The organism is Salipiger bermudensis HTCC2601 (assembly GCF_000153725.1).
Lineage (GTDB): Bacteria > Pseudomonadota > Alphaproteobacteria > Rhodobacterales > Rhodobacteraceae > Salipiger > Salipiger bermudensis.
In genome coordinates this window covers 1,944,443-1,967,437 of record NZ_DS022276.1, presented here as the reverse complement: position 1 = coordinate 1,967,437, position 22,995 = coordinate 1,944,443, and the positions used below count along the sequence as shown (strand labels likewise).

The window sequence follows — 22,995 nt, the reverse complement described above, 5'->3', positions numbered from 1 at the left end:
TGGCGCACAGCGCCAAGAGGGGGCTGGCCCCCTCCTTATCTCTTGAAAGCGCAACTCCGGTGCGACAGGGGGCTGCCCCGCCCGACGCGGCCCCCAGGTGATCCGGGCGGTGAACGCGCGACAGCGATGGTCCGTCGGCTTGCAACCGGGCGCCTCTCGCGACAGATTGGCGCCAAGAACGGGAGAGCGACAAAGATGGAAAACGGTGAAATCGCGCGGCGCGGGCTGGTCCTGCTGGGCTGCGGCAAGATGGGGTCGGCAATGCTGGAAGGCTGGCTGAAGCGCGGACTGCCTGCCCAGTCGGTCTGGGTGATGGATCCGCACCCGTCGGACTGGCTTCAGGCGCAGGGCGTCAACCTCAACGCGGAGCTGCCCGCCGATCCGGCCATCGTGTTGGTTGCGGTGAAGCCGCAGATGATGGCCGAGGCGCTGCCGGTGCTGCAGCCGCTCGGCAATGGCACCACGCTGTTCCTGTCGGTTGCCGCCGGTGTCACCATCGCTAGCTACGAGGCGACGCTCGGAGCCGATACCCCGATCATCCGCGCCATGCCCAACACGCCCGCCGCGGTGGGCCAGGGCATCACCGCCATCGTCGGCAACACGCCTGCCTCCGAGACGCAGTTGGCGCAGGCAGAGGAGCTTCTCTCGGCCGTGGGCGAGGTGGTGCGGCTCGAGACCGAGGCGCAGATGGATGCCGTGACCGGGGTCAGCGGCTCGGGGCCGGCCTACGTGTTTCACATGATCGAATGCCTTGCCGCGGCCGGCGAGGCGCAGGGGCTGGCCCCGGAGCTCGCCCTGCAGCTTGCCAAAGCGACCGTGGCGGGGGCGGGCGCGCTGGCGATGCAGGCCGCGCAAGATCCCGCCCAGCTGCGTCGCAACGTGACCTCGCCGAATGGCACCACGCAGGCCGGGCTCGAGGTGCTGATGGACGAGCAGGCAGGTCTGCCGCCGCTGGTGAAGGCCACCGTCGCCGCCGCCGCCGATCGCTCGCGGGAGCTGGCCAATGGCTGAGATCAGCTTTGACCAGTTCCTCGAGGTCGACATCCGCGTCGGCAAGGTCGTCCGCGCCGAGCCCTTTCCCGAGGCGCGCAAGCCCGCGATCAAGCTCTGGATCGATTTCGGCCCCGAGATCGGCGAAAAGAAGAGCTCGGCGCAGATCACCGAGCATTACACGCCCGAGGCGCTGGTCGGGCGGCAGGTGATGGCGGTGGTGAACTTCCCGCCGCGCCAGATCGGGCCCTTCATGTCGCAATGCCTGACGCTGGGCGTCACCGACGCGGCCGGCGCGGTGGTGTTGGCCGGTCCCGACGGGGAGGTGCCCCTCGGGGCACGGCTGCATTGAGCAAGGTTCTGATCGGCCGCAACCTGCCCGAGAGCGTCGTCGATGAGGCCCGTGCGCTCTTTGATGTGACGTATCGGGACAGCCCGTACCCGCTGAGCCGCGAAGAGATGCTCGAGGCGCTCGCGGGCTATGACGGCGTGTTGGTGACGCTGGGCGATGGCTTCTCGGCGGAGGTCTTCGAGCAGGCGGGTGCGCCGCGGGCGAAGATCCTCGCCAATTTCGGTGTCGGCTTCAACCATATCGACGTGGCAGCGGCCGAGTTCGCCGGGATCACCGTGACCAACACGCCGGGCGCCGTCACCGACGCCACCGCCGACATTGCCATGACGCTGATGCTGATGACCTGTCGTCGCGCCGCCGAGGGCGAGCGGCTTGTGCGGTCCGGGCAGTGGGAGGGCTGGCACCCGGTGCAGATGCTGGGCCTGCATATGACCGGCAAGCGCGTCGGCATCCTTGGCATGGGGCGCATCGGACAGGCCATCGCGCGGCGCTGCCATTTCGGCTTCGGCATGTCGGTGGCCTATGCCTCGCGCTCCGAGAAGAACCTCGATTTCCCGGCCGAGCGCTACGGCTCGCCCGAGGCGTTGGCGGCGGAGGTCGACGTGCTGGTGGTCTCGGTCCCGGCGAGCCCGGAGACCCATCACATGGTCGATGCAGGCGTGCTGGCGGCGATGAAACCCGCGGCGCATCTGGTCAACATCGCGCGCGGCGACATCGTCGACGAGGCGGCGCTGATCGCGGCGCTGGAGGCGCGGCAGATCGGCGGGGCGGGGCTCGACGTCTACGAGTTCGAGCCCAAGGTGCCCGAGGCGCTCAGGGCGCTCGACAACGTGGTGCTGCTGCCGCATCTCGGCACGTCGACGCTGGAAGTGCGCGAGGACATGGGCCGGATGGCGGTCGAGAACCTTCGGGCCTTCTTTGCCGGGGAAAAGGTGCCGAACCGGGTCGGGGGCTGATCCGAAGACGCCGGGGCCGGGAGGGCGGCATGCAATGGTGCCGCCGCCTGTCGCCCTGACCTCAGCCCTCGGTGTCGATCCAGATCGTCACCGGGCCGTCATTGATCAGCGACACCTTCATGTCGGCGCCGAAGCGGCCGGTGGCCACGGGCACGCCTTCGGCCTGAAGCGTGGCGGCGAAACGCTCGTAGAGGCGCTTGCCCGCATCCGGGGCGGCGGCGGTGGAAAACCCCGGGCGGTTGCCCTTGGTCTCGGCGGCCAGGGTGAACTGGCTGACCACCAGCGCCGCGCCGGAGACGTCGCGCACCGAGAGGTTCATGCGGTCGGCCTCGTCCTTGAAGATGCGCAGCTTGGCGATCTTGGCTGCGAGCTTGTCGGCCTGCGCCTCGGTGTCGCCCTGCATGGCGCAGACCAGCACCAGCAGGCCGGGGCCGATCTCGCCCAGCACCGCGCCCTCGACCGTGACGCGCGCCTCCGAGACGCGCTGGATCAGCGCCCTCACAGTTCGGTCTCCCAAGGCGGGTTGGCGCCGGCGCGGCTGACGGTGACCGCCGCCGCCTTGGCGCCGAGCGCGATGGCCGGGCGCAGGTCTTCCAGCGCCGCACCGCGCACCGAGCCGCGCGCGAGCAGCCCGCTGCGCCAGAGCCCCGCGAGCAGGCCCGCGTTGAACGTGTCGCCGGCGCCGACGGTGTCGACCACCTCGGCGCGCTCCGCGGGGACCGAGATCTCGCCCCCGGCGGAATAGGCCACCACGCCCTCGGCGCCGCGGGTCTCGAGCACCAGTGCCACGCCGCCCTCGATCAGCGCCGCAGGCGTGGTGCTGAGCCAGGCCATGTCCTCGTCGGAGATCTTGACGATGTCGGCACGGGCGAGCATCGCCTCGAGACGGGCGCGGTAGCGCGGCTCGTCGGTGATGAAGCCGGGGCGGATGTTGGGATCGATCATCACCAGCCGCTCGCCCGCCTGCGCGCAAAGCGCGGCGTAGCTGTCGGCAGCGGGCTCCGAGACCAGGCTGATGCCGCCGAAGAACAAGGCTTCGGTCTCGGCACCGAGTGCCGGCAGGTCGTCTTCCGACAGCATCCGCCCGGCGGTGCTCTCGTCGTAGAAGGCGTATTGTGCGTGGCCGTCGGTCAGGGTCACGAAGGCCAGCGTGGTGGGCCGGTCCGAGCGTGGCGCGAGCGAGAAATCCACCCGCGAGGCGGTCAGCGCCTCGGCCAGCACGGTGCCGAAAAGGTCCGTGGAGATGCCGCCAAGATAGCCGCTCGGCGCGCCGAGACGGCCGATCGCGATGGCGGTGTTGAACACCGCGCCGCCGGCGACGGGCGCAAAGCTCGGCTCGCCGGTGCTGGCGGTCCGGGGCAGCATGTCGATCAGCGATTCGCCGCAGCACAGGATCATCGTCGGTCCTCCTTCTGTTAGCGCCGCAACTTGCCGCGTTGCGGGATCGGAAACAAGGCCCGGATTTGCGCGGGATCAAGGCGGAGCGGGCGAAACAGACATACATTGGGATCTGTCGGAAAGACGGTGTGTCAGGGCTGAACCGATCAGGATCGGCCAGGGCTCGCGTCTGCACCGGTCGGCGCAAACGGCGCAGCGATCGGTATGGCAGGCGGAACGTTTGAGATCACTGTCCCGAGAAAAGCGCCGGAGGAGAGCCGGGGCAGGACGATCACGGTGACCAAGGGATAGGTCGACCAGGGCGGAGATCCCCGTCCCGCCTTCCCCGAGACCGGTCCCGGACATCGTGACGTAGGGCGGGCAGCGATGCCCGCCCTATTTGGTGGCGCGCTACTGTCCCTGCGCCAGGATGAAGCCCGCGATGACGGCGACGATCAGCCCCAGCACCACCGCGAGCGCGATCTTCCAGGTCGACCACGGACGTTCCCCCTGCACCCGGCCGGTGGTGCCGTTGACCACGAAACGATAGGTCTCGCCGCGATACTTGTAGGCGGCCAGCCAGACCGGCAGCAGTACGTGCTTGAAGGTGACCGCCGCGACCTGCGTGTCGACGCCCTCGATGCGCTGGCGGTCGCCACCGATATCGAACTTCACGTCGCGCTCGATCTGCCGGTCCATGATGACGCGGGCCTCGCGGAACCCCTCGTCGAGATCGACCTGGTAGCCCTCGGCGCGGAAGCCCGCGAGGAACTCGGGCTGGTAGGGCTCGAGCCGCGTCAGATCCCAGGGCTCGAGCGCGTCGGTGAATTTCTTCGGCAGCGAGCGCGAGGCCAGTACCAGCACGTCGTCGAAGAACCGCGCCACCCGACCCGAGACCGAACGCCAGCGCACCTTGGCGACCTGCACGGTCTGGCGCTTGCCGTCGCGCATCACCGTGCGACGCTCGTAGTAGACCGTGCCGCGCTGGCCGCGATAGGCCGATTGCGTCTGCGCGTCGAAGGTCCAGTAGGGCACGTAGATGCCCTGCATCTTGCGGCCCTTGCGGGCATACTCCTTGAGCCCGTTCGGCGCGAACCAGAGCCGCCCGAGCCAGCCCGTCATGGCATCATGCGCGGCGCGCTCGTCGAGGATGAAGGGCAGCACGCCGCGCGGCTTGATCTGGCGGTGGGTGCCGGTGTCGGTGACCACTGGGGTGGCGCAGAACGGGCATTCGGTGGCGTGGGTGTCCGGATCGAACTCGACCTCGGCGCCGCAATTGGGGCACTGGGTGACCCGCAGGTCCTCCATCTCCTGCAGCGGCAGCAGGTCGTCGATGGCGGCGCGGAAATCGAGCTCGCGGATCGAGTTGGACCACGGTCCGTGCTCGGCGATCTCCTGCACGTCGCCGCAATGGTCGCAGACCAGCTGGCCCTTGGCGGGATCGTAGCGGTAATCGGCGCCGCATTGCTGGCAGGGAAAACGGTGTTCCTCGATCATCACGGCCCCATTGTTTCCGGCAGGCCGACCCTAGGTCGGATGCTTGGGCGATGGAACCCGGTTTTCCTTTCCGGAACGGCTGTCTAGGGTGGCGCCGGACGGGCCCGGCTGACGGGCCGCGAAACGATACGGGATATTGCAGGGTCGCCATGAGACACCGCATGAACGCCGCGCTGGCAGGGCTGTTGCTCTGCGCCTCTGCCGGTGCCACGGCCGCCGAAGAGGCCCGCTACCGCTTCGAGTGGCAGGGCGGGGGCAGCTACGTGATGCGCGGGGCGATGTCCTTCGATGCCGCGCTGCTGGGCAGCAGCATCGTCACGGCGAGCGACCTGACCTGCTTTTTCATCGAGGGCAGCCGCGACGGAGACCCGGTCGGGCGCTGGGCACTGTCGATGCTCAATGAGGAAACCAGCTGGGTGCTGACCTTCCTGCCGCAGAGCTCGGAATTCGCCGTGTTCGGCGAGGGCGCGATGATGCCGCAGGCGTGGAACATGGACGGGTTCGGCACCGATTGCGGCGCGGGCGGCTTCGGCTTCAACATCGGCAACGCGGCGCAGGATCTCTGCATCGACGGCAGGTTGATCCTCGAGTCGCAGGTGCCGCCCGAGCGCCCGTTCCCGGCGTTGCGCGATGACGCGCTAAGCTTCCCACCCGATGCCTGCATGGGCCCGCTGATGATAAGCGCGCTGCCCGCGGACAAGAGTTTCTCTCCCCAACTGAAGGACCAGACAGATGTGCGATGAAGCCGCTGCCACCCAGATGATTTCTGACGCGAAGACCCGTGTGACGAGGTTCGATTTTGCGCCCGGCGCCGAGACCGGCTGGCACGTGCACGAATACGATTACGTCATCGTGGCGCTGACCGACCTGACCATGCGGCTGCAATTGCCCGGTGGCGAGGTGCGCGAGGTGGTGACCAAGGCGGGCGAGGCCTATCGCCGCGACGCCGGCACCGAGCACAACGTCATCAACTACGGCGACGCCCCGATGAGCTTCATCGAGGTGGAATTCGTGGCCTGAAGCGTCTCAGATCTCGGCGAGGTCGTAGTGGCGGATCGAGCGCGACTCGACCAGCGCGTCCTCGGCGGGATCGATATGCGGTGTGGTGTAGTCCTCGCCGACAAAGGCCTTGAGCGCATCGAGATCGCGCCAGACCATCACGAAAGCAAACTCGCGCGGGCTATCGACCCGCGCGGCACCGGGAAGCACCGACACGATGCCGTCGGTGGTGTTCATCAATGGGATCGCGACCTCGTGGAAGAAGCGGGAGAACTCCGCTTCCTTGCCGGGCCGGGTGGTGACCTGAAAGAGCCGCAGGATCATCGGGGAACCTCCTGAAATGCAGTTCCCGCCCATGTGATGCCCGCTGATCCCGGGCCGCTGCCTCGCGGCAGGGTAGCACGATTGCGCCGTCCTGTCGCTCAGGCGCCCGGAGGCGGAGGCGGCATCACCGTGAAGAGCTGCGCCAGCTCGGCCACGTCCTCGGCCCGTTTCCAGCCGTCCTGACCTTGCGTCCAGACATAGGTCTCGCGCGTGAGGCCGCCCTCGGTCACCATGCGCCCGAGCCGGGCCTTGGAGAACGGGCCGCTGGTCTGGCCGTTCTCGGCAAGGTGCCAGACATGCTCGACCGGCGGCGGGGGAGGCGGGGGTGGGGCCGCGGAGGCGGGCTGCTGCGCGGCAGCAGCGGGGCGCGCCCCCCACGGGCCGGCCTGCGCCCCGGTCATCTGCGCGCCCATCGACATGCCGAGCCCCGCACCGAAACCGGTGCCCATGGCCTGCCCGGCGGCGGAGCCTTCCTTGCCCAGGGCCTCGGCGGCCTGGAACTTGGTATAGGCGTCGAGGTTGCCGATCACCCCCATCGAGGTGCGCTTGTCGAGCGCCGCCTCGACGGCGGCGGGCAGCGAGATGTTCTCGATATAAAGCTCGGGCAGCGACAGGCCGTATTCGGCGATGGTGGACGAGATGCCGTCGGCCAGCATCTTGCCAAGCTCCTGCGTGTTGGCGGCCATGTCGAGCACCGGGATGCCCGACCCCGCGATCAGGCGCGAGAATTCCTGCACGATGATGTTGCGGATCTGGAAGCTGATCTCGTCCGAGGTGAACTCGCCATCGGTGCCGACGATCTCGCTGAGGAAGCGGGCCGGATCGGTGACGCGCACCGAGTAGGTGCCGAAAGCGCGCAGGCGCACCGGACCGAATTCCGGGTCGCGGCAGATGATCGGGTTCTTGGTGCCCCATTTCAGCCCGTTGAACCGCGTCGTGTTGACGAAGTAGATCTCGGACTTGAAGGGCGAGCGGAAGCCGTGATCCCAGTGCTGCAGGCTGGTCATGATCGGCATGTTGTTGGTCTCGAGCATGTAGAGACCGGGGGTGAACACATCCGCCAGCTGGCCCTCGTGGACGAAGACCGCCGATTGCCCCTCGCGCACTGTGAGCTTGGCACCGTACTTGATCTCGTGCCCCTCGCGCTCGAAGCGCCAGACCATCGTGTCGCGGGTGTTGTCCACCCAGTGGATGACGTCGATGAACTGGCCGGAAAGGAAGTCGAGAATGCCCATGGCGGTGCCCCGCTGAAACTGCGTTTGCCCTCAACTTAACCACGGCTTGGCCGGACACAAGCGGCGGCCGGGGGGAAACCGCCGGGCAGGGTGGGGCGGGCGCGCCTCAACGGACCGCAGGGGCGCGTTATTGGAAGGGGTGGTTTCGGTGCACCCGGTCGGCATCCGGCGCCAGTGGGGCAGGGATCACGCGGCAGAGCTGGCATGATCCCGGGCGCCGGTGATCATCAGGTCGCAGACATAGCCAAGCAGCAGCGCCCAGGCCTTGCGATCGACCTCGGACCAGTCGGCGACGTGATGTTCCAGCGTGTCGAGCAGCACCTCCGAGACCAGCGCATATTGTTCCTCGGTCACGCCGTATTCGTGATGGCGCACGCCAAGCGCCTCGATCTCGGCCACCAGCATCTGCAGGTGGTCGAGCGACTGCACCAGAACCAGCACCATATCGAAGAGCTTGTCCGACTGCGCCGACATGTCGGCGGGGAACATCGCGCGCAACTCGGGCGCGCGGTCGAAGAGCCGGTCATAGAAATCCCGCGTCAGCGCGCTGCTGGCGAGGCGCAGCCGCAGCGCGCTGGAGAGAACCTGCTGTTTCGTGGCGTTGTCGAACATCGTCCCGTCCCGATCATGCCGGTACGGTCCTACGCCCGAGAGGTGAACGCCCGGTTAAGTGCGGCTCAGGACGGGCCGCCCATCAGCTCGGCGGCGCGCGCCGCGACGATGGGGCGGACTTCGTCCACATCCATGCCTGGCGTCACCTTCGGGTCGTAGAGCAGCTTGAGCAGCATCTCGTCATGGGTCGTCAGCAGGGCGAACTCGTCGTCGTCGTTGAAGATCGACGGCCGTGCCTGCGGCGAGTCGTTGCCGAGTCCCAGCCCCTGCGTCATTTCCTCGTGGATGCAGGAGCGGCGCAGCAGGTCGGGATGTTCGGAGCGGATCACCGCGATGGCCTCGCCGTAGTCGTAGCCTCCGGGAGTCTCGGAAAAGGCGATCACGAGGCAGTGGATCGAGCGCGGCAGGTTGTCGAAGATCTTCAGCGAGGCGGGGTTCACATCGGGCACCAGCGCCCGGATGCGCGGCGCGATCTCGGCCTTGTCGTCCTCGGACATGAAGAGCACGTGGAAGTTGGTGTCGTTGCTATCCATCGCGATCGGGTGACCGCTGACGCGGGCCAGTCGGCGGACGTATTGCGCCACCATGTTGCTGTCCTGTACCCGCTGCGCGGCGGGCACGAGGGCGCCGAACTCGACCGCGACCCGCACCGGCTTTTTCCATTTCTTGATCCGTCCGAGCTCACCGCGCGAGGGGCGCAGCCCGGCGCCACGCTCGTACTCTTCGGCCAGCGCGATGCGCTCGAAATTGCGCAGCAGCATGGTGTCCGTAAAGGGCGTGTCGGGACCACCGCCATCGGTGCGCAAGAGCCCCTGCGCGAGAAGGTCGGCCTGCACGCGGGCATAGTAGGTCTCGAGGTCGCGGCTGGCGAGCGAGCGCCGTCGCGGCGCCTCTTCGGGCACCTCCGGTTTCAGCCCCTCCGGTCGTGCGCTGGGCGGCACGTCGGTCTGGCGCGGCGCCAGCTTCGAGCTGTCGCAGGCCGCAAGGCCCGCGAGCAGCCCGAGGGCCAGTCCGATATGGCGCCAGCGCCCGTGCATGGCTCAGGCGCTTTTCGGCACGGCGGTGCCGGCATTGTCGCCGATGCCGTCGCGGCGGGCCTTGGCGGAGGCGAGGGTGTCGCGCAGCTCGTGCTCCATGGTCTTGAGATCCTCCTCGGCGGCAGCACGCTTGGCTTTGCCCTCGTCGGCGATCTGCAGGCTTTCCTGGATGGTCGCGATCAGGTCGGCATTGGCCTGCTTCACCGCCTCGATGTCGAACACGCCGCGCTCCATCTCGGTGCGGATCGCCTTGTTGCTGTCGCGCAGATTGGCGGCGTTGGCGGTCAGCAACTCGTTTGTCAGGTCGTTGGCCTCGCGCACCGCGGCGGCGGCCTCGGCCGAGCGCTGGATGGTCACCGCCTGCGCCAGCTGGGTTTCCCAGAGCGGCACGGTATTGACCAGCGTCGAGTTGATCTTGGTGACGAGGCTCTTGTCGTTTTCCTGCACAAGACGGATCGAGGGCAGGGATTGCATGGTCACCTGCCGGGTGAGCTTGAGGTCGTGCACCCGGCGCTCGAGATCGTCGCGGGCAGCGCGCAGGTCGCGCAGCTCCTGCGCCTTCATCACCTGATCGTTCTCGGCCGCGGCCTGCACCTCGGCCTCCTTGGCCGGGATGTCATTGCCATCGAGCGCCTTGAGCTTCTCTTCGCCGGCGGCGATGTAGAGCGCCAGCTCGTCGTAGAAGTTGAGCGTCTTGTCGTAGAGCAGGTCGAGCGACTTGATGTCCTTGAGCAGTGTGTGCTCGTGCTTGAGCAGGCTGTCGGTGATGTTGTCGATCTGGCCCTGCACCTCTTCGTAGCGGGCAGTGAACTTGGCGAAAGGGGCCGCCTTGCCCAGCAGCTTCTCCCACCAGCTGCGATCCCGGCGCACGTCGAGCTCGGAAACCGAAAAGCCGCGGATGGTGGTGACGATGTCACGCAGGCTGTCGCCGGCGGGGCCGACATCCTTGTTGCGCACCCCGTCGAGCATCGACTGGCTGATCTCCTGCAGCTCGACCTGCGCGCCCGACCCGAACGAGACGATCGAGTTGGTGTCGCTCATGTCGATCTCGTCCATGCGCGAGCGGATCTCTTCGCCAACCTCGGAAGACGCCTCTTCGAGCGAAACCACCGCCCGCGCCTCGCCCGGCTCGGGCAGCACCACGGCATTGACCTCGTCGACCATGGCGACGGTCTGCTCCGCCTCTGCTTTCACCTTCTCGGACATCGGATATCCCCCAGTTCTGTTCTGACCCGGCACAGGCTCAACTCAGCCGCACGCCATCGCGTTTCAATCGATCCCGCAAAACGTCGATCTCGACCGTGAGATCGGAATTGTTGTCGAGCAGGAGTTTCTCGTTCTTCTGGCCGAAGCTGTCCTCGAGATCGGTCAGCAGCATCATGAAATCGTCTCTCGCGCCGCGATCCTGCGTGCGGCTGTAGATGTCTGCGAACTTCACCGCCGCGTCGCGGGCCCCCATCAGGTAGACGCCCAGATAGCGCCGCGCCGCCGTCAGGTCGCGCGGGTCTTCCTCGACGGTGCGGATCAGCTGGGCGGCCTTCTGGCGGAAGCGCTCGACCCGCGCCTCGACTTCGCGGTCGCCGGCGCGGCGCACCGCGTCCTGCATCTCGGAAAGATAGGTCTCGGCCTCGTCGACGACCTTGGCGACGCGGTCCTGCTGGAAGCTGTCGATGCCCTCCATGCCCTTGCTCTGCAGCGGGTCGATTCCGAAGGCGCCAAGGTGCAGAGCCACGGCCGAGAGACCGTAGAGCGCCGGTGCCACCAGCCCGGGCTCGGACTTGAAGGCGGCAATGGCGACCCCGATCCCGGCGAGCCCGGCGGCGAATATCTTGCGCGGGATGGCCGGGCGCCGCGCCACGCGGCGCTCATCATAGGCGGCCTGTGCGCGCAGCCCGTCGCGCAGCAGCCAGGCCCCCGCCAGAAGGGCGCCGGCGCCGATCAGGCCGGTCACGAGACCGGCGGCGCCGTCTCCCAGCGAGGTCGCGGCAAGCACGATGGGCGGGACGAAAAGCACGTTCGAGCGTGCCCCCACCGGATCGACCCGTGCGCCCCTGTAATGACTGGGACGAATCGGATCCTCGGTCTGTTCGGGGGCGGCGTCGGGGCTGTATTTGCCCCCGTAGCGCTGCGCCATCTCAGAGCCCTCCGAGCCATCCCGACGTGATCCCGAACAGGAGCACGATCAGGAGTACGTAGGCCACTTTTTGCAGGGCCGTGCCGGACATGCCGCCTCCAGTATTTCCGCGGTTCAAGGAAAACTTAGGGGCAAAGGGGGCAAGTTGCTAGGGGGGGTGCTCGGCGGGGCTCCGCTTATGCGGCGCGCTCCAGCGGTTTGCGGTTCCACAGCAGGTCCGCTTCCAGTTCGAACGCGTCGCGACCGGCCTTCTTGCCCGATTTGCGCGCGAATTCCTCGAAGGTCTGGCCAAGCGCGGTGATGCGGGTGCGATACCGTCTCCGGGCCCGCTCGCGCTCATCGGTGTTCCATGCGGCGAGCAGGTCGTCGTTCTCGCGCCTCAGCAGCTTGACGAATTTCACCACCGGCTTGTGCATGCGCTCCATGCCGTCGGGGTCCTCGCCAAGGGCGCGGATCAGCCCCATCACGGCCCCTTTCAGCGCCTCGGTGTGGCGCGTGAGCTGTGCATCGCCGAGCGCGGCGATCTCGCAGACCATGCCGTCGAGCGTGGCGTCGATGCGGTCGAGCGCCGCCTGCGTGTCGGGGCGGGGGCGGCGCGCGGTGGCCAGCGGCTCGGGTTCGCTGTCGCTCGCGCCCTTGTCCCGCAGCGGGTCGAGGCCGAAGGCGGCGAGGCTCAGCGCGGTGGCGAGCGCTCCGAACGCGAGGGGCAGGATCAGCGAGAAGAAGTGATGGCCCGCCAGGATCATCACCATCACGCCGATCAGCAGCGCGCCGATGATCTTGCGCGGCAGGCGCGGGGCGCGCGCTGCGTCGGCTTCGTCATAGGCGTTCTTCAGCTTCTGCCCGCGATGGATCAGCCGCAGGGCCGCGATGAAGAGCGCCAGCTCGAGCACGGCAGTGAAGGCGGATGTGGCGCTGCCCTGAAACAGCAGCAGCACGATGGGGAACGCGGCGAGGAACAGCACGCTGAGGCCCGAGTCGAGCGGCCCGAGCCCGTCGTCCGTCTGTTCTGTCCGATGTCGTTCCGTCATGTCGATCATTCCCTGCGCCGATCCCGTCAGAGAAGAAAGCTCAGGGCGAAAATCAGCACCCAGAGCGCCGCGAAGGCGAGCTTCGCGCCGGGGTTGCCGCTGCGCCGCAGACGCCCTGCGGCTTCGGTCACGGCCACATAGGTGTCGTGTGCGACCATGCGCAGGTTTCCCAGCACCAGAAGGGTGCTCACACAGAGAATCGCAAAGGCGAGGATCGTCGTCATCATGGCTTCATGATGGCGATTGAAATCGGCAAAAAAACGGCGTGAAACGGGAATTAAAAGCGAATTTATGACAAAGTTAACAATTGGTTAATTGCGGGTTCGCCGAGATTTGTCCGGAATTGGGCGGGGTTTGCGGCGACGGCTTGGCTCTGGGCGAGTGGTTTTTGCACCTTCTAGCCCAAGTTGATCCCGGACGATTCGACCGCGCAGTTCGACAACTTCCCCGACCTTCATCTGGCCGAGCTGGAACGGCCCGTAGGAGATCCGGATCAGCCGATTCACGGTCAGACCGATATCGCTCATGGCGCGGCGGATCTCGCGGTTCTTGCCCTCGCGCAGACCCACGGTGAGCCAGGCGTTGGAGCCCTGCTGGCGATCGAGCTCGACCTGCATGGGCTGGAATGTCTGGCCATCGACGGTGATGCCGTCGCGCAGCGGTTTCAGCATCTCCTCGGTGGGCTTGCCGTTGACCCGCACCCGGTAGCGCCGCAGCCAGCCGGTCGAGGGCAGCTCGAGCTTGCGCTTGATGCCGCCGTCATTGGTCAGCAGCAAGAGCCCCTCGGAGTTGAGATCGAGCCGGCCCACGGTCATCACCCGCGGCAGGTCCTCGGGCAGCTTGTCGAAGATCGTCTCGCGGCCCTGCTCGTCCTTGGTGGTGGTCACCAGCCCGGCGGGCTTGTGATACATCCACATGCGCGGGGCTTCGGGCGCCTCGAGCGGTTTGCCGTCGACGGTGATGCGGTCCTTGTCGGTGACGTTGAGCGCCGGGCTGGCGATGGTCTCGCCATTCACCGTGACGCGGCCTTCCTCGATCATCCGCTCGGCCTCGCGCCGGCTGGCGATGCCGGCGCGCGACAGCACCTTGGCGATGCGGTCGCCGGGCGGCGTGTCGGTCGGGGTCTTGGAGGGCGCGGAGGGGCGGGCAGGGGGCTTTTTCATGCGCCGAGCCATACTGCAAAGCCGCGCCCGGGGGAAGCGTCTCGCCAAAGCGGTGCGGCTCGGCTATCACCCGGCGCCATGAGCTTTCGCAGTCACATGGATCAGGCCCTCTCGGAGGCCCGCGCCGCCGCCGCCCGCGGCGAGGTGCCGGTGGGCGCCGTCGTGGTGGCGCCCTCGGGCGCGGTGGTGGCCTGCGCCGGCAACCGCACCCGCGAGCTCGACGATCCCACGGCGCATGCCGAGATCCTCGCCCTGCGCGCCGCCTGCCGCGCCGCCGGGTCCGAGCGGCTGCCGGGGCATGATCTCTACGTCACGCTGGAGCCCTGCCCGATGTGCGCCGCGGCAATCTCCTTCGCCCGCATCGCGCGGCTTTATTATGGGGCCGCCGATCCCAAGTCGGGCGGCGTCGATCACGGGGCCCGGGTCTACGCCCATGCCCAATGCCACCACGTGCCCGAGGTCTATGATGGCATCTCCGCCGCGCCCTCGGAGGCGCTGCTGAAGCGCTTTTTCGCGGAGCGCCGCCGATGCTGATCCTGCTCAACAAGCCTTACGGCGTGCTGTCGCAATTCACCGACAAGGGCACCGCGGACAGCCCCCGCGCGACGCTGTCGGACTATGTCGATGTGCCGAAGGTCTACCCGGCGGGCCGGCTCGACCGCGACAGCGAGGGGCTGTTGCTGCTGACCGATGACGGCCGCCTGCAGGCGCGCATCGCGCATCCGAAGTTCAAAAAGCCCAAAACTTACCTCGTGCAGGTCGAGGGCGATCCCTCCGACGAGCAGATCGCCCGGCTTCGCCGCGGCGTGACGCTGAAGGACGGCCCGACCCGGCCGGCGCAGGTCCGCCGGCTGCCGCCGCCGGATCTCTGGCCCCGCGTGCCGCCGGTCCGCTTCCGCAAATCGGTGCCCGACGCCTGGCTCGAGATGACCATCACCGAGGGCCGCAACCGGCAGGTGCGCCGGATGACCGCCCATGTCGGGCTGCCTTGCCTGCGGCTGGTGCGCTGGTCGATCGGCGACTGGTCGGTCGAAGGCCTTGCGCCGGGGGAATGGCGCAACATCTGATGTGCCGCTGCGCACCGGTCCCGGCACCTGCGCGCGGCAACAAGGCCGGATGCCTCCGGCGGGAGTATTTTTGACGAAGAGAAGCCAGGGGCGCGGCGCTATTGGCTTCTCTGGTTCTAAAATACCTCGGGGGTGAATTGGCGCACAGCGCCAAGAGGGGGCTGGCCCCCCTCCCGCGTCTGACACGAGCGCAGGGCCGGGCCGAACAGCGCCTGCGCAACCACGAGCCTCGCGCGCAGCGATCGATCCAACCTTCCCACCGCGGCGCAAACGCGCTATCCGGCCCCACAGTCAATCCCGGAGCCCTTCCCATGCCCAAGACCTGGACCGCCTTCACCAAGCTTCCCGCCAAGGACCCTGCCGAGGCGCTCGGCGAGGCGATGGAAGAGCTCGAGCCGGCGCCCTCCGGCATCGGCGTGTTCGAGATCGAGGACGGCAGCGGTACCTGGGAGGTGGGCGGCTACTTCACCGAAGCGCCCGACGACATCGAGCTGGCGCTGCTGGCGGCGGCTTTCGGGGCGCAGGACTTCGTCGTTTCCGAGGTTCCGGACCAGGACTGGGTCGACAAGGTGCGCCGCGAGCTGACCCCGGTCGAGGCCGGGCGTTTCTTCGTCTACGGCAGCCACGACGCCGACAAGATCCCCGCAGGCGCTGAGCCGCTGCTGATCGAAGCCGCGATGGCCTTCGGCACCGGCCACCACGGCACCACCCTGGGTTGCCTGCGCGCGCTCGACCGGCTCGCCACCGGCGGGTTCACCGGCAGGAACGTGGCCGATATCGGGTGCGGCACCGCGGTGCTCGCGATGGGCGCGGCGCGGATCTGGCCCGACCCGGTGATGGCATCGGATATCGACGAGGTCGCCGTCGAGGTGGCCGAGGCCAACGTGCGCGCCAACGGGCTCGAGGGCAAGGTGTCCTGCGTCGAGGCCGCCGGGTTCGACAATCCCGAGCTTGCCGCCCGCGCGCCCTTCGACCTGGTCTTCGCCAACATCCTCAAGCAGCCGTTGATCGATCTCGCGCCGCACATGGCCGCGCATCTGCAGCCCGGCGGCTACGCGATTCTCTCGGGCATCCTGACCCGGCAGGCGGACGAGGTTGTCGAGGTTTATGCACAGAACGGCATCAATCAGATTCATCGCGAAGAGATTGGTGACTGGGTGACGCTGACACTGCAGAACGGCGGCGCATAACGCGCCGATTTGCGGAAATGCTGGGGCAAAAGTCACATTTTTGCCCCATTGGAAGCGCATACGCGGCCCATCCGGTGGGGGCCGGAGTGTAAGAGGTTGCCATGGATAAGGCTCTATACGACTTCGACAAGCGCCAGCGTGCGGTTGTCCAGAAGCACCACAAGCTCGCCAGCGGATACACCACCAAGCTGAACCGCAATGGCATTATCGAGCACAAGCCGATCCGCCGGGTTCCGTTCTTCTCGCTGAAGGGGCTGCTGACCGCGGTGCTTGGCTTTCTCGTCTTCAAGGGCCTTCTCTGCGCCAGCCTCGGCATCGAGGAATACGTCGCGCGGCTCGCGCATCTGTCCCAAGGCAGCGCGCTCGAGCGCGCCGGCGCCTGGTTGATGGGCGCCGACCCGGCCAGCCAGTGGGTGGCCTCCCTGCTGCAACCGCTTTTCGGCTGAGGGTGCAGGGGCACGCGTCCTGACGCCTGTCCCACCGCCAGATATCATGTCCAGACATGAAGAAAGCCGCGCCTTCCTCGGAAGGGCGCGGCTTTCTCGTCTTGGCCGTGAGTGGCGGGGGTGGCCCCTCGGAGAGGGGCCGTAGTATTAGAAGTCGCCGCGTGCGACGGCGTAGATGTCTGCGCGGGTCAGACCGATATCGTCGAGTTCGCGATCGGTCAGGGCCTCGAGGCTCTTGCGGGTCAGACGCGCGTCGTTCCAGTCGACGATCGCGTCGGTGAGGGTCGCAAAGAAGCGGCTCACCGAGGCTGCGATCTCGTAGGAGGCGGAAACGCCACGCTCCGGCGTTGCGCCGTAGCCATTGAGGAAGACAGTGCCGATGCGGCCGGCCATACCGGCGGCACCAGCGTTCTGGCGGAAGGAGTCATATGCCGACATGGGTCAGTGTCCTTGACTTGATGTTTTCAGAGTGCCTGATTTCTATGCGAGGCATCTAGTGAAGCGCTCGTCAGACGACAACTCGCAGAAAATGCATGGTCCTTATGCGTTTTGCGAATGGCTCATGAAATAAGTTAACCGCAGGTAATTTCGCCCATTTTTCCATCACTCCGAAGTCGCGCGCAAACCTCTGGATGTCGCAAACGGGCTGCACCGCCCTCGCAAGAGGCGCCACGCAAATAGGGAGGTTCGCGCTTCTTGCTTGGCGAATGTTCGCGTTTCGTGCTACTCGATGGCAAACAGGCAACATAAAGGCGGGCAGGAATGAGGGTTCTCGGCATTGATCCGGGTCTGAGACGGCTGGGATGGGGAATCATCGACGCCGAAGGCAGCCGCCTGAGGCATGTCGCCAACGGTGTTTGCGAGTCGGAGGGCGGCGACGATCTCGCCACGCGCCTGCTTGCGCTTCACCGGCAGCTCACCGAGGTACTGACCCGCTTCGTGCCGCAGATCGCTGCCGTCGAGCAGACCTTCGTCAACAAGGACGCGGTCGGCACGCTGAAGCTTGGGCAGGCGCGCGGCGTGGCGCTCTTGGTGCCGGCGCAGTTCGGCCTGCCGGTGGGTGAATACGCCCCCAACAAGGTGAAGAAGACCGTGGTGGGGGTCGGCCACGCCGACAAGCGCCAGATCGACCACATGGTGAAGATGCAGCTTCCGGGCGTGCAGATCGCCGGGCCCGACGCCGCCGACGCGCTGGCCATCGCGATCTGCCACGCGCATCACGTGGGGCCGCAGCAAGCAAGGATACGGGCATGATCGGGCGCATCGCGGGACGCATCGAGTACAAGGGCGAAGATCACCTGCTGATCGACGTGCGCGGCGTGGGCTACGTGGTCTATTGCTCCGACCGGGTGCTCGCGGGCCTGCCCGGCCCCGGTGAGGCGGCAGCGCTTTATACCGACCTCATGGTGCGCGAGGACCTGCTGCAACTCTACGGCTTCCCGACGCTGGTCGAGAAAGAGTGGTTCCGGCTGCTGATGACGGTTCAGGGCGTCGGCGCCAAGGCGTCGCTGGCGATTCTCGGCACGCTCGGTCCCGACGGCGTCAGCCGCGCCATCGCGCTCGGCGACGGTACCGCGATCAAGGCCGCCAAGGGCATCGGCCCGAAGACCGCGCAGCGCGTGGTCAACGAGCTGAAGGACAAGGCGCCCATGGTCATGGCGATGGGCGCCGGCCCGACGGCCAGCCCCGGCGACGACGTGCTCGAGGACCCGTCTCCCGCACCCGCCGCCCGCCGTGCTCCCGCTCCGCGCCCTGCGCCCGCCGCGGCACCGGCCCAGTCCGAGGCGCTCTCGGCGCTCTCCAATCTCGGCTACGCTCCGGGCGAGGCGGCAGGCGCGGTGGCGCAGGCGGCCGGCGATCTGCCCGAGGCCACGACCGCCGAGCTGATCCGCGCGGCGCTGAAACTGCTGGCGCCGAAGGGCTGAGGCGGTAAGGAATGGATATGACCGATCCGGATCCCACCCTGCGCCCCGAGCCCATGCCCGAGGATCGCGACCGCGCCCTGCGGCCGCAGATGCTCGGGGATTTCGTCGGGCAGGCCGAGGCGCGCGCCAACCTGAGGGTCTTCATTCAGTCCGCCCGGCAGCGCAGTGAGGCGATGGACCACACGCTGTTCCACGGCCCTCCCGGCCTTGGCAAGACCACGCTGGCGCAGATCATGGCGCGCGAGCTGGGGGTGAACTTCCGCATGACCTCCGGCCCGGTGCTGGCGAAGGCCGGCGATCTCGCGGCGATCCTGACGAATCTTGAGCGCAACGATGTGCTCTTCATCGACGAGATCCACCGCCTGAACGCCGCGGTGGAAGAGGTGCTCTACCCGGCGATGGAGGATTACGAACTCGACCTTGTGATCGGTGAGGGCCCGGCGGCACGCACCGTGCGCATCGAGCTGCAGCCCTTCACGCTGGTCGGTGCCACGACCCGGCTCGGCCTGCTGACCACGCCGCTGCGGGATCGTTTCGGCATTCCGACGCGGCTGCAGTTCTACACCGTCGAGGAACTCAACAGCATCGTCACCCGCAACGCCGAGAAGCTCGGCGTTCGGGCCGAACCCGATGGCGCGCGCGAGATCGCCCGACGCGCCCGCGGCACGCCGCGCATCGCCGGGCGGCTGCTGCGCAGGGTGGTGGATTTCGCGGTGGTCGAGGGCAATGGCGTGGTGACGCGCGAACTGGCCGACGGCGCGCTCACCCGGCTGGGGGTCGACGGGCTCGGGCTTGACGGCGCCGACCGACGGTATCTCGGTCTCATCGCCGAGCATTACGGCGGCGGCCCGGTGGGCATCGAGACCATCGCCGCGGCGCTGTCGGAAAGCCGCGACGCCATCGAGGAAGTGATCGAGCCCTACCTGCTCCAGCAGGGGCTGATCCAGCGTACCCCGCGCGGCCGGATGCTGGCGCAGCGCGCCTGGACCCATCTCGGCCTCGCAGCGCCGCAGCCCTCGGGACAGTCGAGCCTGTTCGACTGACCGCAGGCCCCGTGCGCGCCGCCTCAGAGCACCGCCACGAGCACGAGGATCGAGAGCGCGAGGAAGCCGATCCCTGCCAGTTCCCTGCGGGTCACGCGTTCGTGGAAGAACAGCACCGAGGCCAGCAGCGAGAAGATCAGCTCGACCTGCCCCAGCGCCTGCACGTAGGCGGCGGTCTGCAGCGTGAAGGCGGTAAACCATGACAGGCTGCCGGCCATCGAGGTGAGGCCGAGCCAGAGCGCCACCTTGCGGGCCTGCCAGACGGCGGTGATCTGTCCGGGCTCGAAGCGCTTCAGCCAGACCGCCATGGCTAGGCATTGCGACAGCACCACGCAACTCAGCGTGACCGAGGCGCGCAGGATCGGATCGTCGACACTGATCTCGAGCGAGGCCGCACGGTAGCCGACGGCGGAGAAAGCGAAGAAGAACCCCGAGGCGAGCCCAAGCGCCACCGCCCGATTGGCGATCCGGCGCAGGAACGAGCCGTCGACATCGGGCGTGTCGGAGAGCAGCAGCACCCCCACGAGCCCGATCAGGATGGCGCCCCAGCCGGCGGGGGAGATCGCCTCGCCCAGCAGCACGAAGCCGACGATAGCGGTCTGGATGACCTCGGTCTTCTTGAAGGTGATGCCGACGGCGAAATTGCGCTGCCGGAACAGCGCCACCACGCAGATCGTGGCGAGGATCTGCCCCAGCGCCCCGATCCAGGCGTAGAGCCAGAAGGCAAGGGTGAGGCGCGGCCAGCCCTGCCCGGTGGCGTAGAGATAGGCGGCGGTGAAGAGCAGCGCCGCGGGCAGCGCGTAGGCGAAGCGCGCGAAGGTGCTGCCGGTTGAACTCAGCGCACCCATGCTCAGCACCTTGTGCAGCATGAAGCGCAAGGTCTGGAAGAAGGCGGCAGAGAGCGTGACGGCGATCCAGAGGTCCATGCGCGCAGCTTTGACGGGCAAAACCCGGAAAGGCCAGCAGGATCGAAGGATTATATGTCTGCAAACGGCTTCAAGCCCGTTACCGGGGCATTTGCGCCGCCTCGGACCGTCTCGCCCGGGCCACGGCGCAGGACGGGGGCCAGCCCCCTCTTGGCCTGCGGCCAATTCACCCCCGAGGTATTTGCCGAACCAGAGAAGGGCAGCGCGCGGCGCTGGCGGCCTGGTTATTCCGCCGGGGCGGGGGCGAGGGAGGCGAAGACCGTCTCATGGCCCGGCTCGGGGTGGCGCGGGATCATCAGCGCAAGGCTGAGCGAGATCAGCGCCATGCCGGCGGCGAGGCCGAAGACGGCGCCGGGCGAGACCAGCCAGAGATAGCCCAGCAGGAAGGGCAGGACCACGGCGGCGATGTGGTTGATGGTGAAGGCCACGGCGGCGGTGGGGGCGATGTCACCCGGGTCGGCGATCTTCTGGAAATAGGTCTTCAGCGCCAGCGCGAGGCCGAAGAAGATATGGTCGATGACGTAGAGGATCGAGGCCAAGAGCACGCCCCAGCCGAACCAGTAGAGCCCGCCATAGGCGAGGAAGACCAGGGTCAGGCCGACATACTCGAAGATCAGCACCCGCCGCTCGCCGAAGTGCTGCACCGCCTTGCCGAGCAGCGGCGCGGCCACGAGGTTGACCATTAGGTTGATCAGGTAGAGCCCGGTGACCTCGTGCACCGCGAAGCCGAAGCGCTCGACCATCATGAAGCCGGCGAAGACCACGAAGATCTGCCGCCGCGCGCCGGACATGAACTGCAGCGCGTAGTAGAGCCAGTAGCGCCGGCGCAGAATGAAGCGCTTGCGTTGGGGGTTGGGGCTTTCGAACTGCGGGAAGGCGAAGGCACAATAGGCCACGATCACCAGCGTCAGCCCGCCCGAGGCCATGTAGACGCTGTTGTAGGACAGGCCGAGCGCCTCCCAGGTCATCACGATGACCACGTAGGCCACGAAGGTGGCGCCGCTGGCCGCCGCAAGCAGCCAGCCCAGCATCTGCGGCGCCCGGTCCCTTGGCAACCACTGCAGTTGCAGGCTCTGGTTCACCGTCTCGTAGTAGTGGAAGCCGATCGAGCTCAGCATGGTGATGATCAGGATGCCGCTCATAGAGGGGAACCACGCTGTGGCGGCGGTGGCGGCCCCCAGAAGCGTGAGGGCCGAGAGCGCCAGCACTTGCTCGCGCATCACCAGGAGCACGAGGATCACCCCGATGGCCAGAAAGCCGGGGATCTCGCGCACCGTGTGCAGCCAGCCGATGTCGGAGCCGTCGAACTCTGCCGCGTCGATGACGAAGTTGTTGAGCAGCGCCGACCACGTGGCAAAGCTCAGCGGCATGGCGATGGCCATCAGGAAGAGAAGCGTCACGGGCCGCCGCCAGACCGGCAGGGCGCCCGCCGCGGCAAGGGGCACGATACGGGGCATGGCACAGGCTTAGGCGCTTTGTGTGGTCTTGGCGAGACGTGTCGTTGCGCGCCAGCGCACATTGGCCGGTGCGGCCGGCATCGCGCATGCGCTCTCATGACCTGAATCAAGGACAACATATTCGCATGCGGGCATGAGTTTCCGCCAAGCGAAAGGGAGGACGCTGTCATGGACCTGGTCTCGCTGGTCGACCGTCTGGGCGAAAGCCCCACAGCGGCACTGTTCGGGCTGATCACCGGCGTGGTGTTCGGCATCGCGGCGCAGCGCTCGCGCTTCTGCCTGCGCGCGGCGGTGGTCGAGTTCGCGCGCGGCGAGATGAAGGACAAGGTGGCGGTTTGGCTGCTGACCTTCTCGACGGCGCTGGTCTGGGTGCAGGGGGCGCAGCTGCTAGGGGTGTTCGATGCCTCGAACGCGCGCATGATGGCAGTGCCCGGAAGCTGGTCCGGCGCGATCATCGGCGGGCTGATGTTCGGTGCCGGCATGGTGCTGGCCAATGGCTGCTCCGGGCGGCTCTTGGTGATGGCGGCGACGGGCAACCTGCGCTCGGTGATCTCGGGGCTGATCTTCGCGGTTGTGGCGCAGATGAGCCTTGGCGGGCTGCTGGCGCCGTGGCGCGACCGTATCGCGGCGCTCTGGGTGACCTCCGGCGGGCGCAACATGGATCTGCTGGCGGCGGCGCATCTGCCGCGCGAGGCCGGGCTGGTGATCGGGCTCGCCATCGCGGTGCTGGCGCTCGAGCTGTCGCGGCGCAACCGCATCGGGGCGCGGCGGCTGGTCTTTGCCTCGGGTGTTGGCTTTGCCGTGGCTTTGGGTTGGGTGCTGACCTACGCGCTCTCCAACGTGGCCTTCGACCCGGTGCAGGTCGAGAGCGCCACCTTCACCGGGCCATCGGCGCACACGTTGATGTTTTTCCTCGACCGCAACGCGGTGCTGGAGTTCGACATCGGGCTGGTGCCGGGAGTGTTCCTCGGTGCCTTCCTTGCCGCCGCCTGGAGCCGCGAGCTGAAGGTTCAGGGCTTCGACGGGCCGACACCGCTGCGCAACGCCATGTTCGGGGCGGCGCTGATGGGGTTTGGCGGCATGTTGGCCGGGGGCTGTGCCATCGGGGCCGGCGTCACCGGCGGGTCGATCTTCATGGGCACCGCCTGGCTGGCGCTGTTTTGCATGTGGATCGGCGGCATGACGACCGATCTGCTGATGGGCGGCCGGCGCAGCTGCGCGCCGGCCTGATGGC

General features: G+C 67.6%; 28 protein-coding genes. 13 read left to right on the top strand and 15 right to left on the bottom strand.

Features of this window, described 5'->3' with window-relative positions; all coding sequences use genetic code 11:
• Positions 1-195: 195 nt before the first annotated feature.
• Genes proC through R2601_RS09410 form a run of 3 tightly spaced genes read left to right on the top strand, consistent with a single transcriptional unit; the run spans position 196 to position 2,298 of the window.
• Entirely contained in the window at positions 196-1,011 is an 816-nt protein-coding gene (gene proC / locus R2601_RS09420; protein ID WP_007797102.1) for a pyrroline-5-carboxylate reductase, read from the top strand.
• Complete coding sequence (locus tag R2601_RS09415) at positions 1,004-1,342, top strand: tRNA-binding protein (protein ID WP_007797099.1); 339 nt, start codon at positions 1,004-1,006, stop codon at positions 1,340-1,342. Before proC ends, R2601_RS09415 begins: the two co-directional genes overlap by 8 nt.
• The gene (locus R2601_RS09410) at positions 1,339-2,298 is read left to right on the top strand and encodes a 2-hydroxyacid dehydrogenase (protein ID WP_007797096.1); all 960 of its coding nucleotides are present in this window, start codon (positions 1,339-1,341) and stop codon (positions 2,296-2,298) included. Before R2601_RS09415 ends, R2601_RS09410 begins: the two co-directional genes overlap by 4 nt.
• Positions 2,299-2,359: 61 nt before the next feature.
• On the opposite strand, the gene dtd is transcribed toward R2601_RS09410, so the two are convergent.
• The 3 genes from dtd to R2601_RS09395 form a co-directional block, all read right to left on the bottom strand.
• The gene (gene dtd, locus R2601_RS09405) at positions 2,360-2,800 is read right to left on the bottom strand and encodes a D-aminoacyl-tRNA deacylase (RefSeq protein ID WP_007797093.1); all 441 of its coding nucleotides are present in this window, start codon (positions 2,798-2,800) and stop codon (positions 2,360-2,362) included.
• Positions 2,797-3,696, bottom strand: a complete 900-nt coding sequence (locus tag R2601_RS09400) for a carbohydrate kinase family protein (protein WP_007797090.1) — start codon at positions 3,694-3,696, stop codon at positions 2,797-2,799. The genes dtd and R2601_RS09400 overlap by 4 nt, the downstream gene beginning before the upstream one ends.
• Before the next feature lie 390 nt (positions 3,697-4,086).
• On the bottom strand, positions 4,087-5,172 hold the full coding sequence (locus R2601_RS09395) for a TFIIB-type zinc finger domain-containing protein (RefSeq protein ID WP_007797087.1): 1,086 nt from the start codon (positions 5,170-5,172) through the stop codon (positions 4,087-4,089).
• A 149-nt stretch (positions 5,173-5,321) separates the two neighbouring features.
• Here R2601_RS09395 and R2601_RS09390 point away from each other — a divergent pair, with 149 nt between their 5' ends.
• On the top strand, positions 5,322-5,915 hold the full coding sequence (locus tag R2601_RS09390) for a hypothetical protein (RefSeq protein WP_254656045.1): 594 nt from the start codon (positions 5,322-5,324) through the stop codon (positions 5,913-5,915).
• Entirely contained in the window at positions 5,905-6,192 is a 288-nt protein-coding gene (locus R2601_RS09385) for a cupin domain-containing protein (protein WP_007797081.1), read from the top strand. Before R2601_RS09390 ends, R2601_RS09385 begins: the two co-directional genes overlap by 11 nt.
• A gap of 6 nt (positions 6,193-6,198) precedes the next feature.
• Here R2601_RS09385 and R2601_RS09380 read toward each other — a convergent pair whose 3' ends face one another.
• The 9 genes from R2601_RS09380 to R2601_RS09340 form a co-directional block, all read right to left on the bottom strand.
• Positions 6,199-6,495: a putative quinol monooxygenase gene (locus R2601_RS09380; RefSeq protein ID WP_007797080.1), complete on the bottom strand. Its 297-nt coding sequence runs from the start codon at positions 6,493-6,495 to the stop codon at positions 6,199-6,201.
• Positions 6,496-6,593: 98 nt separating this feature from the next.
• Positions 6,594-7,730 (bottom strand): SPFH domain-containing protein, encoded by a 1,137-nt coding sequence (locus R2601_RS09375; protein WP_007797077.1) that lies wholly within the window; start codon positions 7,728-7,730, stop codon positions 6,594-6,596.
• A 186-nt stretch (positions 7,731-7,916) separates the two neighbouring features.
• On the bottom strand, positions 7,917-8,342 hold the full coding sequence (locus R2601_RS09370) for a globin domain-containing protein (protein WP_007797074.1): 426 nt from the start codon (positions 8,340-8,342) through the stop codon (positions 7,917-7,919).
• A 65-nt stretch (positions 8,343-8,407) separates the two neighbouring features.
• A complete protein-coding gene (locus tag R2601_RS09365; RefSeq protein ID WP_007797072.1) occupies positions 8,408-9,379 on the bottom strand; it encodes a DUF2927 domain-containing protein in 972 nt (323 codons plus the stop codon).
• Between the two features lie 3 nt (positions 9,380-9,382).
• A complete protein-coding gene (locus R2601_RS09360; protein WP_007797069.1) occupies positions 9,383-10,585 on the bottom strand; it encodes a toxic anion resistance protein in 1,203 nt (400 codons plus the stop codon).
• Positions 10,586-10,622: 37 nt separating this feature from the next.
• Positions 10,623-11,513: a 5-bromo-4-chloroindolyl phosphate hydrolysis family protein gene (locus R2601_RS09355; protein ID WP_007797067.1), complete on the bottom strand. Its 891-nt coding sequence runs from the start codon at positions 11,511-11,513 to the stop codon at positions 10,623-10,625.
• Between the two features lie 176 nt (positions 11,514-11,689).
• A complete protein-coding gene (locus tag R2601_RS09350; RefSeq protein WP_110740062.1) occupies positions 11,690-12,544 on the bottom strand; it encodes a hypothetical protein in 855 nt (284 codons plus the stop codon).
• 26 nt (positions 12,545-12,570) lie between these two features.
• Positions 12,571-12,768 (bottom strand): hypothetical protein, encoded by a 198-nt coding sequence (locus R2601_RS09345; protein ID WP_224887387.1) that lies wholly within the window; start codon positions 12,766-12,768, stop codon positions 12,571-12,573.
• Between the two features lie 87 nt (positions 12,769-12,855).
• Positions 12,856-13,707: a pseudouridine synthase gene (locus R2601_RS09340; protein WP_007797055.1), complete on the bottom strand. Its 852-nt coding sequence runs from the start codon at positions 13,705-13,707 to the stop codon at positions 12,856-12,858.
• 78 nt (positions 13,708-13,785) lie between these two features.
• On the opposite strand from R2601_RS09340, the gene R2601_RS09335 reads away from it, so the two are divergent.
• From R2601_RS09335 to R2601_RS09320, 4 genes are all read left to right on the top strand, one after another.
• A complete protein-coding gene (locus R2601_RS09335; RefSeq protein ID WP_040544551.1) occupies positions 13,786-14,241 on the top strand; it encodes a nucleoside deaminase in 456 nt (151 codons plus the stop codon).
• Positions 14,235-14,774, top strand: coding sequence for a pseudouridine synthase (locus tag R2601_RS09330; protein ID WP_007797049.1), 540 nt, complete (start codon positions 14,235-14,237; stop codon positions 14,772-14,774). The genes R2601_RS09335 and R2601_RS09330 overlap by 7 nt, the downstream gene beginning before the upstream one ends.
• Positions 14,775-15,085: 311 nt before the next feature.
• Positions 15,086-15,964, top strand: a complete 879-nt coding sequence (locus tag R2601_RS09325) for a 50S ribosomal protein L11 methyltransferase (RefSeq protein ID WP_007797047.1) — start codon at positions 15,086-15,088, stop codon at positions 15,962-15,964.
• A gap of 101 nt (positions 15,965-16,065) precedes the next feature.
• Positions 16,066-16,410, top strand: a complete 345-nt coding sequence (locus tag R2601_RS09320; RefSeq protein ID WP_007797040.1) for a hypothetical protein — start codon at positions 16,066-16,068, stop codon at positions 16,408-16,410.
• A gap of 147 nt (positions 16,411-16,557) precedes the next feature.
• On the opposite strand, the gene R2601_RS09315 is transcribed toward R2601_RS09320, so the two are convergent.
• Complete coding sequence (locus tag R2601_RS09315; RefSeq protein ID WP_007797038.1) at positions 16,558-16,848, bottom strand: DUF1127 domain-containing protein; 291 nt, start codon at positions 16,846-16,848, stop codon at positions 16,558-16,560.
• Positions 16,849-17,172: 324 nt separating this feature from the next.
• Here R2601_RS09315 and ruvC point away from each other — a divergent pair, with 324 nt between their 5' ends.
• From ruvC to ruvB, 3 genes are read left to right on the top strand one after another with little or no spacing between them, the layout of a single operon-like run.
• The gene (ruvC, locus tag R2601_RS09310) at positions 17,173-17,664 is read left to right on the top strand and encodes a crossover junction endodeoxyribonuclease RuvC (protein WP_007797035.1); all 492 of its coding nucleotides are present in this window, start codon (positions 17,173-17,175) and stop codon (positions 17,662-17,664) included.
• Positions 17,661-18,335, top strand: coding sequence for a Holliday junction branch migration protein RuvA (gene ruvA, locus R2601_RS09305; protein WP_007797031.1), 675 nt, complete (start codon positions 17,661-17,663; stop codon positions 18,333-18,335). Before ruvC ends, ruvA begins: the two co-directional genes overlap by 4 nt.
• A gap of 17 nt (positions 18,336-18,352) precedes the next feature.
• Positions 18,353-19,378 carry a Holliday junction branch migration DNA helicase RuvB gene (gene ruvB / locus R2601_RS09300; protein WP_007797028.1) on the top strand — a complete coding sequence of 342 codons (1,026 nt, stop codon included), beginning with the start codon at positions 18,353-18,355 and terminating at the stop codon, positions 19,376-19,378.
• Between the two features lie 23 nt (positions 19,379-19,401).
• On the opposite strand, the gene R2601_RS09295 is transcribed toward ruvB, so the two are convergent.
• Together R2601_RS09295 and R2601_RS09290 are read right to left on the bottom strand one after the other, a co-directional pair.
• Positions 19,402-20,304, bottom strand: a complete 903-nt coding sequence (locus tag R2601_RS09295) for an EamA family transporter (RefSeq protein ID WP_007797026.1) — start codon at positions 20,302-20,304, stop codon at positions 19,402-19,404.
• 224 nt (positions 20,305-20,528) lie between these two features.
• Entirely contained in the window at positions 20,529-21,761 is a 1,233-nt protein-coding gene (locus R2601_RS09290) for an MFS transporter (RefSeq protein WP_007797023.1), read from the bottom strand.
• A 168-nt stretch (positions 21,762-21,929) separates the two neighbouring features.
• Here R2601_RS09290 and R2601_RS09285 point away from each other — a divergent pair, with 168 nt between their 5' ends.
• The gene (locus R2601_RS09285) at positions 21,930-22,991 is read left to right on the top strand and encodes a YeeE/YedE family protein (protein ID WP_007797020.1); all 1,062 of its coding nucleotides are present in this window, start codon (positions 21,930-21,932) and stop codon (positions 22,989-22,991) included.
• Positions 22,992-22,995: the final 4 nt, after the last annotated feature.

What these genes read in the sequence shown, in the direction of transcription:
- R2601_RS09370 (WP_007797074.1), bottom strand. Translation starts at nt 8,342, where the DNA reads ATGTTCGACAACGCCACGAAACAGCAGGTTCTCTCCAGCGCGCTGCGG.
- ruvC (WP_007797035.1), top strand. Translation starts at nt 17,173, where the DNA reads ATGAGGGTTCTCGGCATTGATCCGGGTCTGAGACGGCTGGGATGGGGA.
- ruvA (WP_007797031.1), top strand. Translation starts at nt 17,661, where the DNA reads ATGATCGGGCGCATCGCGGGACGCATCGAGTACAAGGGCGAAGATCAC.
- ruvB (WP_007797028.1), top strand. Translation starts at nt 18,353, where the DNA reads ATGACCGATCCGGATCCCACCCTGCGCCCCGAGCCCATGCCCGAGGAT.
- R2601_RS09360 (WP_007797069.1), bottom strand. Translation starts at nt 10,585, where the DNA reads ATGTCCGAGAAGGTGAAAGCAGAGGCGGAGCAGACCGTCGCCATGGTC.
- R2601_RS09385 (WP_007797081.1), top strand. Translation starts at nt 5,905, where the DNA reads ATGTGCGATGAAGCCGCTGCCACCCAGATGATTTCTGACGCGAAGACC.
- proC (WP_007797102.1), top strand. Translation starts at nt 196, where the DNA reads ATGGAAAACGGTGAAATCGCGCGGCGCGGGCTGGTCCTGCTGGGCTGC.
- R2601_RS09320 (WP_007797040.1), top strand. Translation starts at nt 16,066, where the DNA reads ATGGATAAGGCTCTATACGACTTCGACAAGCGCCAGCGTGCGGTTGTC.
- R2601_RS09365 (WP_007797072.1), bottom strand. Translation starts at nt 9,379, where the DNA reads ATGCACGGGCGCTGGCGCCATATCGGACTGGCCCTCGGGCTGCTCGCG.
- R2601_RS09285 (WP_007797020.1), top strand. Translation starts at nt 21,930, where the DNA reads ATGGACCTGGTCTCGCTGGTCGACCGTCTGGGCGAAAGCCCCACAGCG.
- R2601_RS09295 (WP_007797026.1), bottom strand. Translation starts at nt 20,304, where the DNA reads ATGGACCTCTGGATCGCCGTCACGCTCTCTGCCGCCTTCTTCCAGACC.
- R2601_RS09290 (WP_007797023.1), bottom strand. Translation starts at nt 21,761, where the DNA reads ATGCCCCGTATCGTGCCCCTTGCCGCGGCGGGCGCCCTGCCGGTCTGG.
- R2601_RS09335 (WP_040544551.1), top strand. Translation starts at nt 13,786, where the DNA reads ATGAGCTTTCGCAGTCACATGGATCAGGCCCTCTCGGAGGCCCGCGCC.
- R2601_RS09400 (WP_007797090.1), bottom strand. Translation starts at nt 3,696, where the DNA reads ATGATCCTGTGCTGCGGCGAATCGCTGATCGACATGCTGCCCCGGACC.
- R2601_RS09380 (WP_007797080.1), bottom strand. Translation starts at nt 6,495, where the DNA reads ATGATCCTGCGGCTCTTTCAGGTCACCACCCGGCCCGGCAAGGAAGCG.
- R2601_RS09325 (WP_007797047.1), top strand. Translation starts at nt 15,086, where the DNA reads ATGCCCAAGACCTGGACCGCCTTCACCAAGCTTCCCGCCAAGGACCCT.
- R2601_RS09345 (WP_224887387.1), bottom strand. Translation starts at nt 12,768, where the DNA reads ATGACGACGATCCTCGCCTTTGCGATTCTCTGTGTGAGCACCCTTCTG.
- R2601_RS09350 (WP_110740062.1), bottom strand. Translation starts at nt 12,544, where the DNA reads ATGACGGAACGACATCGGACAGAACAGACGGACGACGGGCTCGGGCCG.
- R2601_RS09390 (WP_254656045.1), top strand. Translation starts at nt 5,322, where the DNA reads ATGAGACACCGCATGAACGCCGCGCTGGCAGGGCTGTTGCTCTGCGCC.
- R2601_RS09395 (WP_007797087.1), bottom strand. Translation starts at nt 5,172, where the DNA reads ATGATCGAGGAACACCGTTTTCCCTGCCAGCAATGCGGCGCCGATTAC.
- R2601_RS09315 (WP_007797038.1), bottom strand. Translation starts at nt 16,848, where the DNA reads ATGTCGGCATATGACTCCTTCCGCCAGAACGCTGGTGCCGCCGGTATG.
- R2601_RS09330 (WP_007797049.1), top strand. Translation starts at nt 14,235, where the DNA reads ATGCTGATCCTGCTCAACAAGCCTTACGGCGTGCTGTCGCAATTCACC.
- R2601_RS09375 (WP_007797077.1), bottom strand. Translation starts at nt 7,730, where the DNA reads ATGGGCATTCTCGACTTCCTTTCCGGCCAGTTCATCGACGTCATCCAC.
- R2601_RS09355 (WP_007797067.1), bottom strand. Translation starts at nt 11,513, where the DNA reads ATGGCGCAGCGCTACGGGGGCAAATACAGCCCCGACGCCGCCCCCGAA.
- R2601_RS09415 (WP_007797099.1), top strand. Translation starts at nt 1,004, where the DNA reads ATGGCTGAGATCAGCTTTGACCAGTTCCTCGAGGTCGACATCCGCGTC.
- R2601_RS09340 (WP_007797055.1), bottom strand. Translation starts at nt 13,707, where the DNA reads ATGAAAAAGCCCCCTGCCCGCCCCTCCGCGCCCTCCAAGACCCCGACC.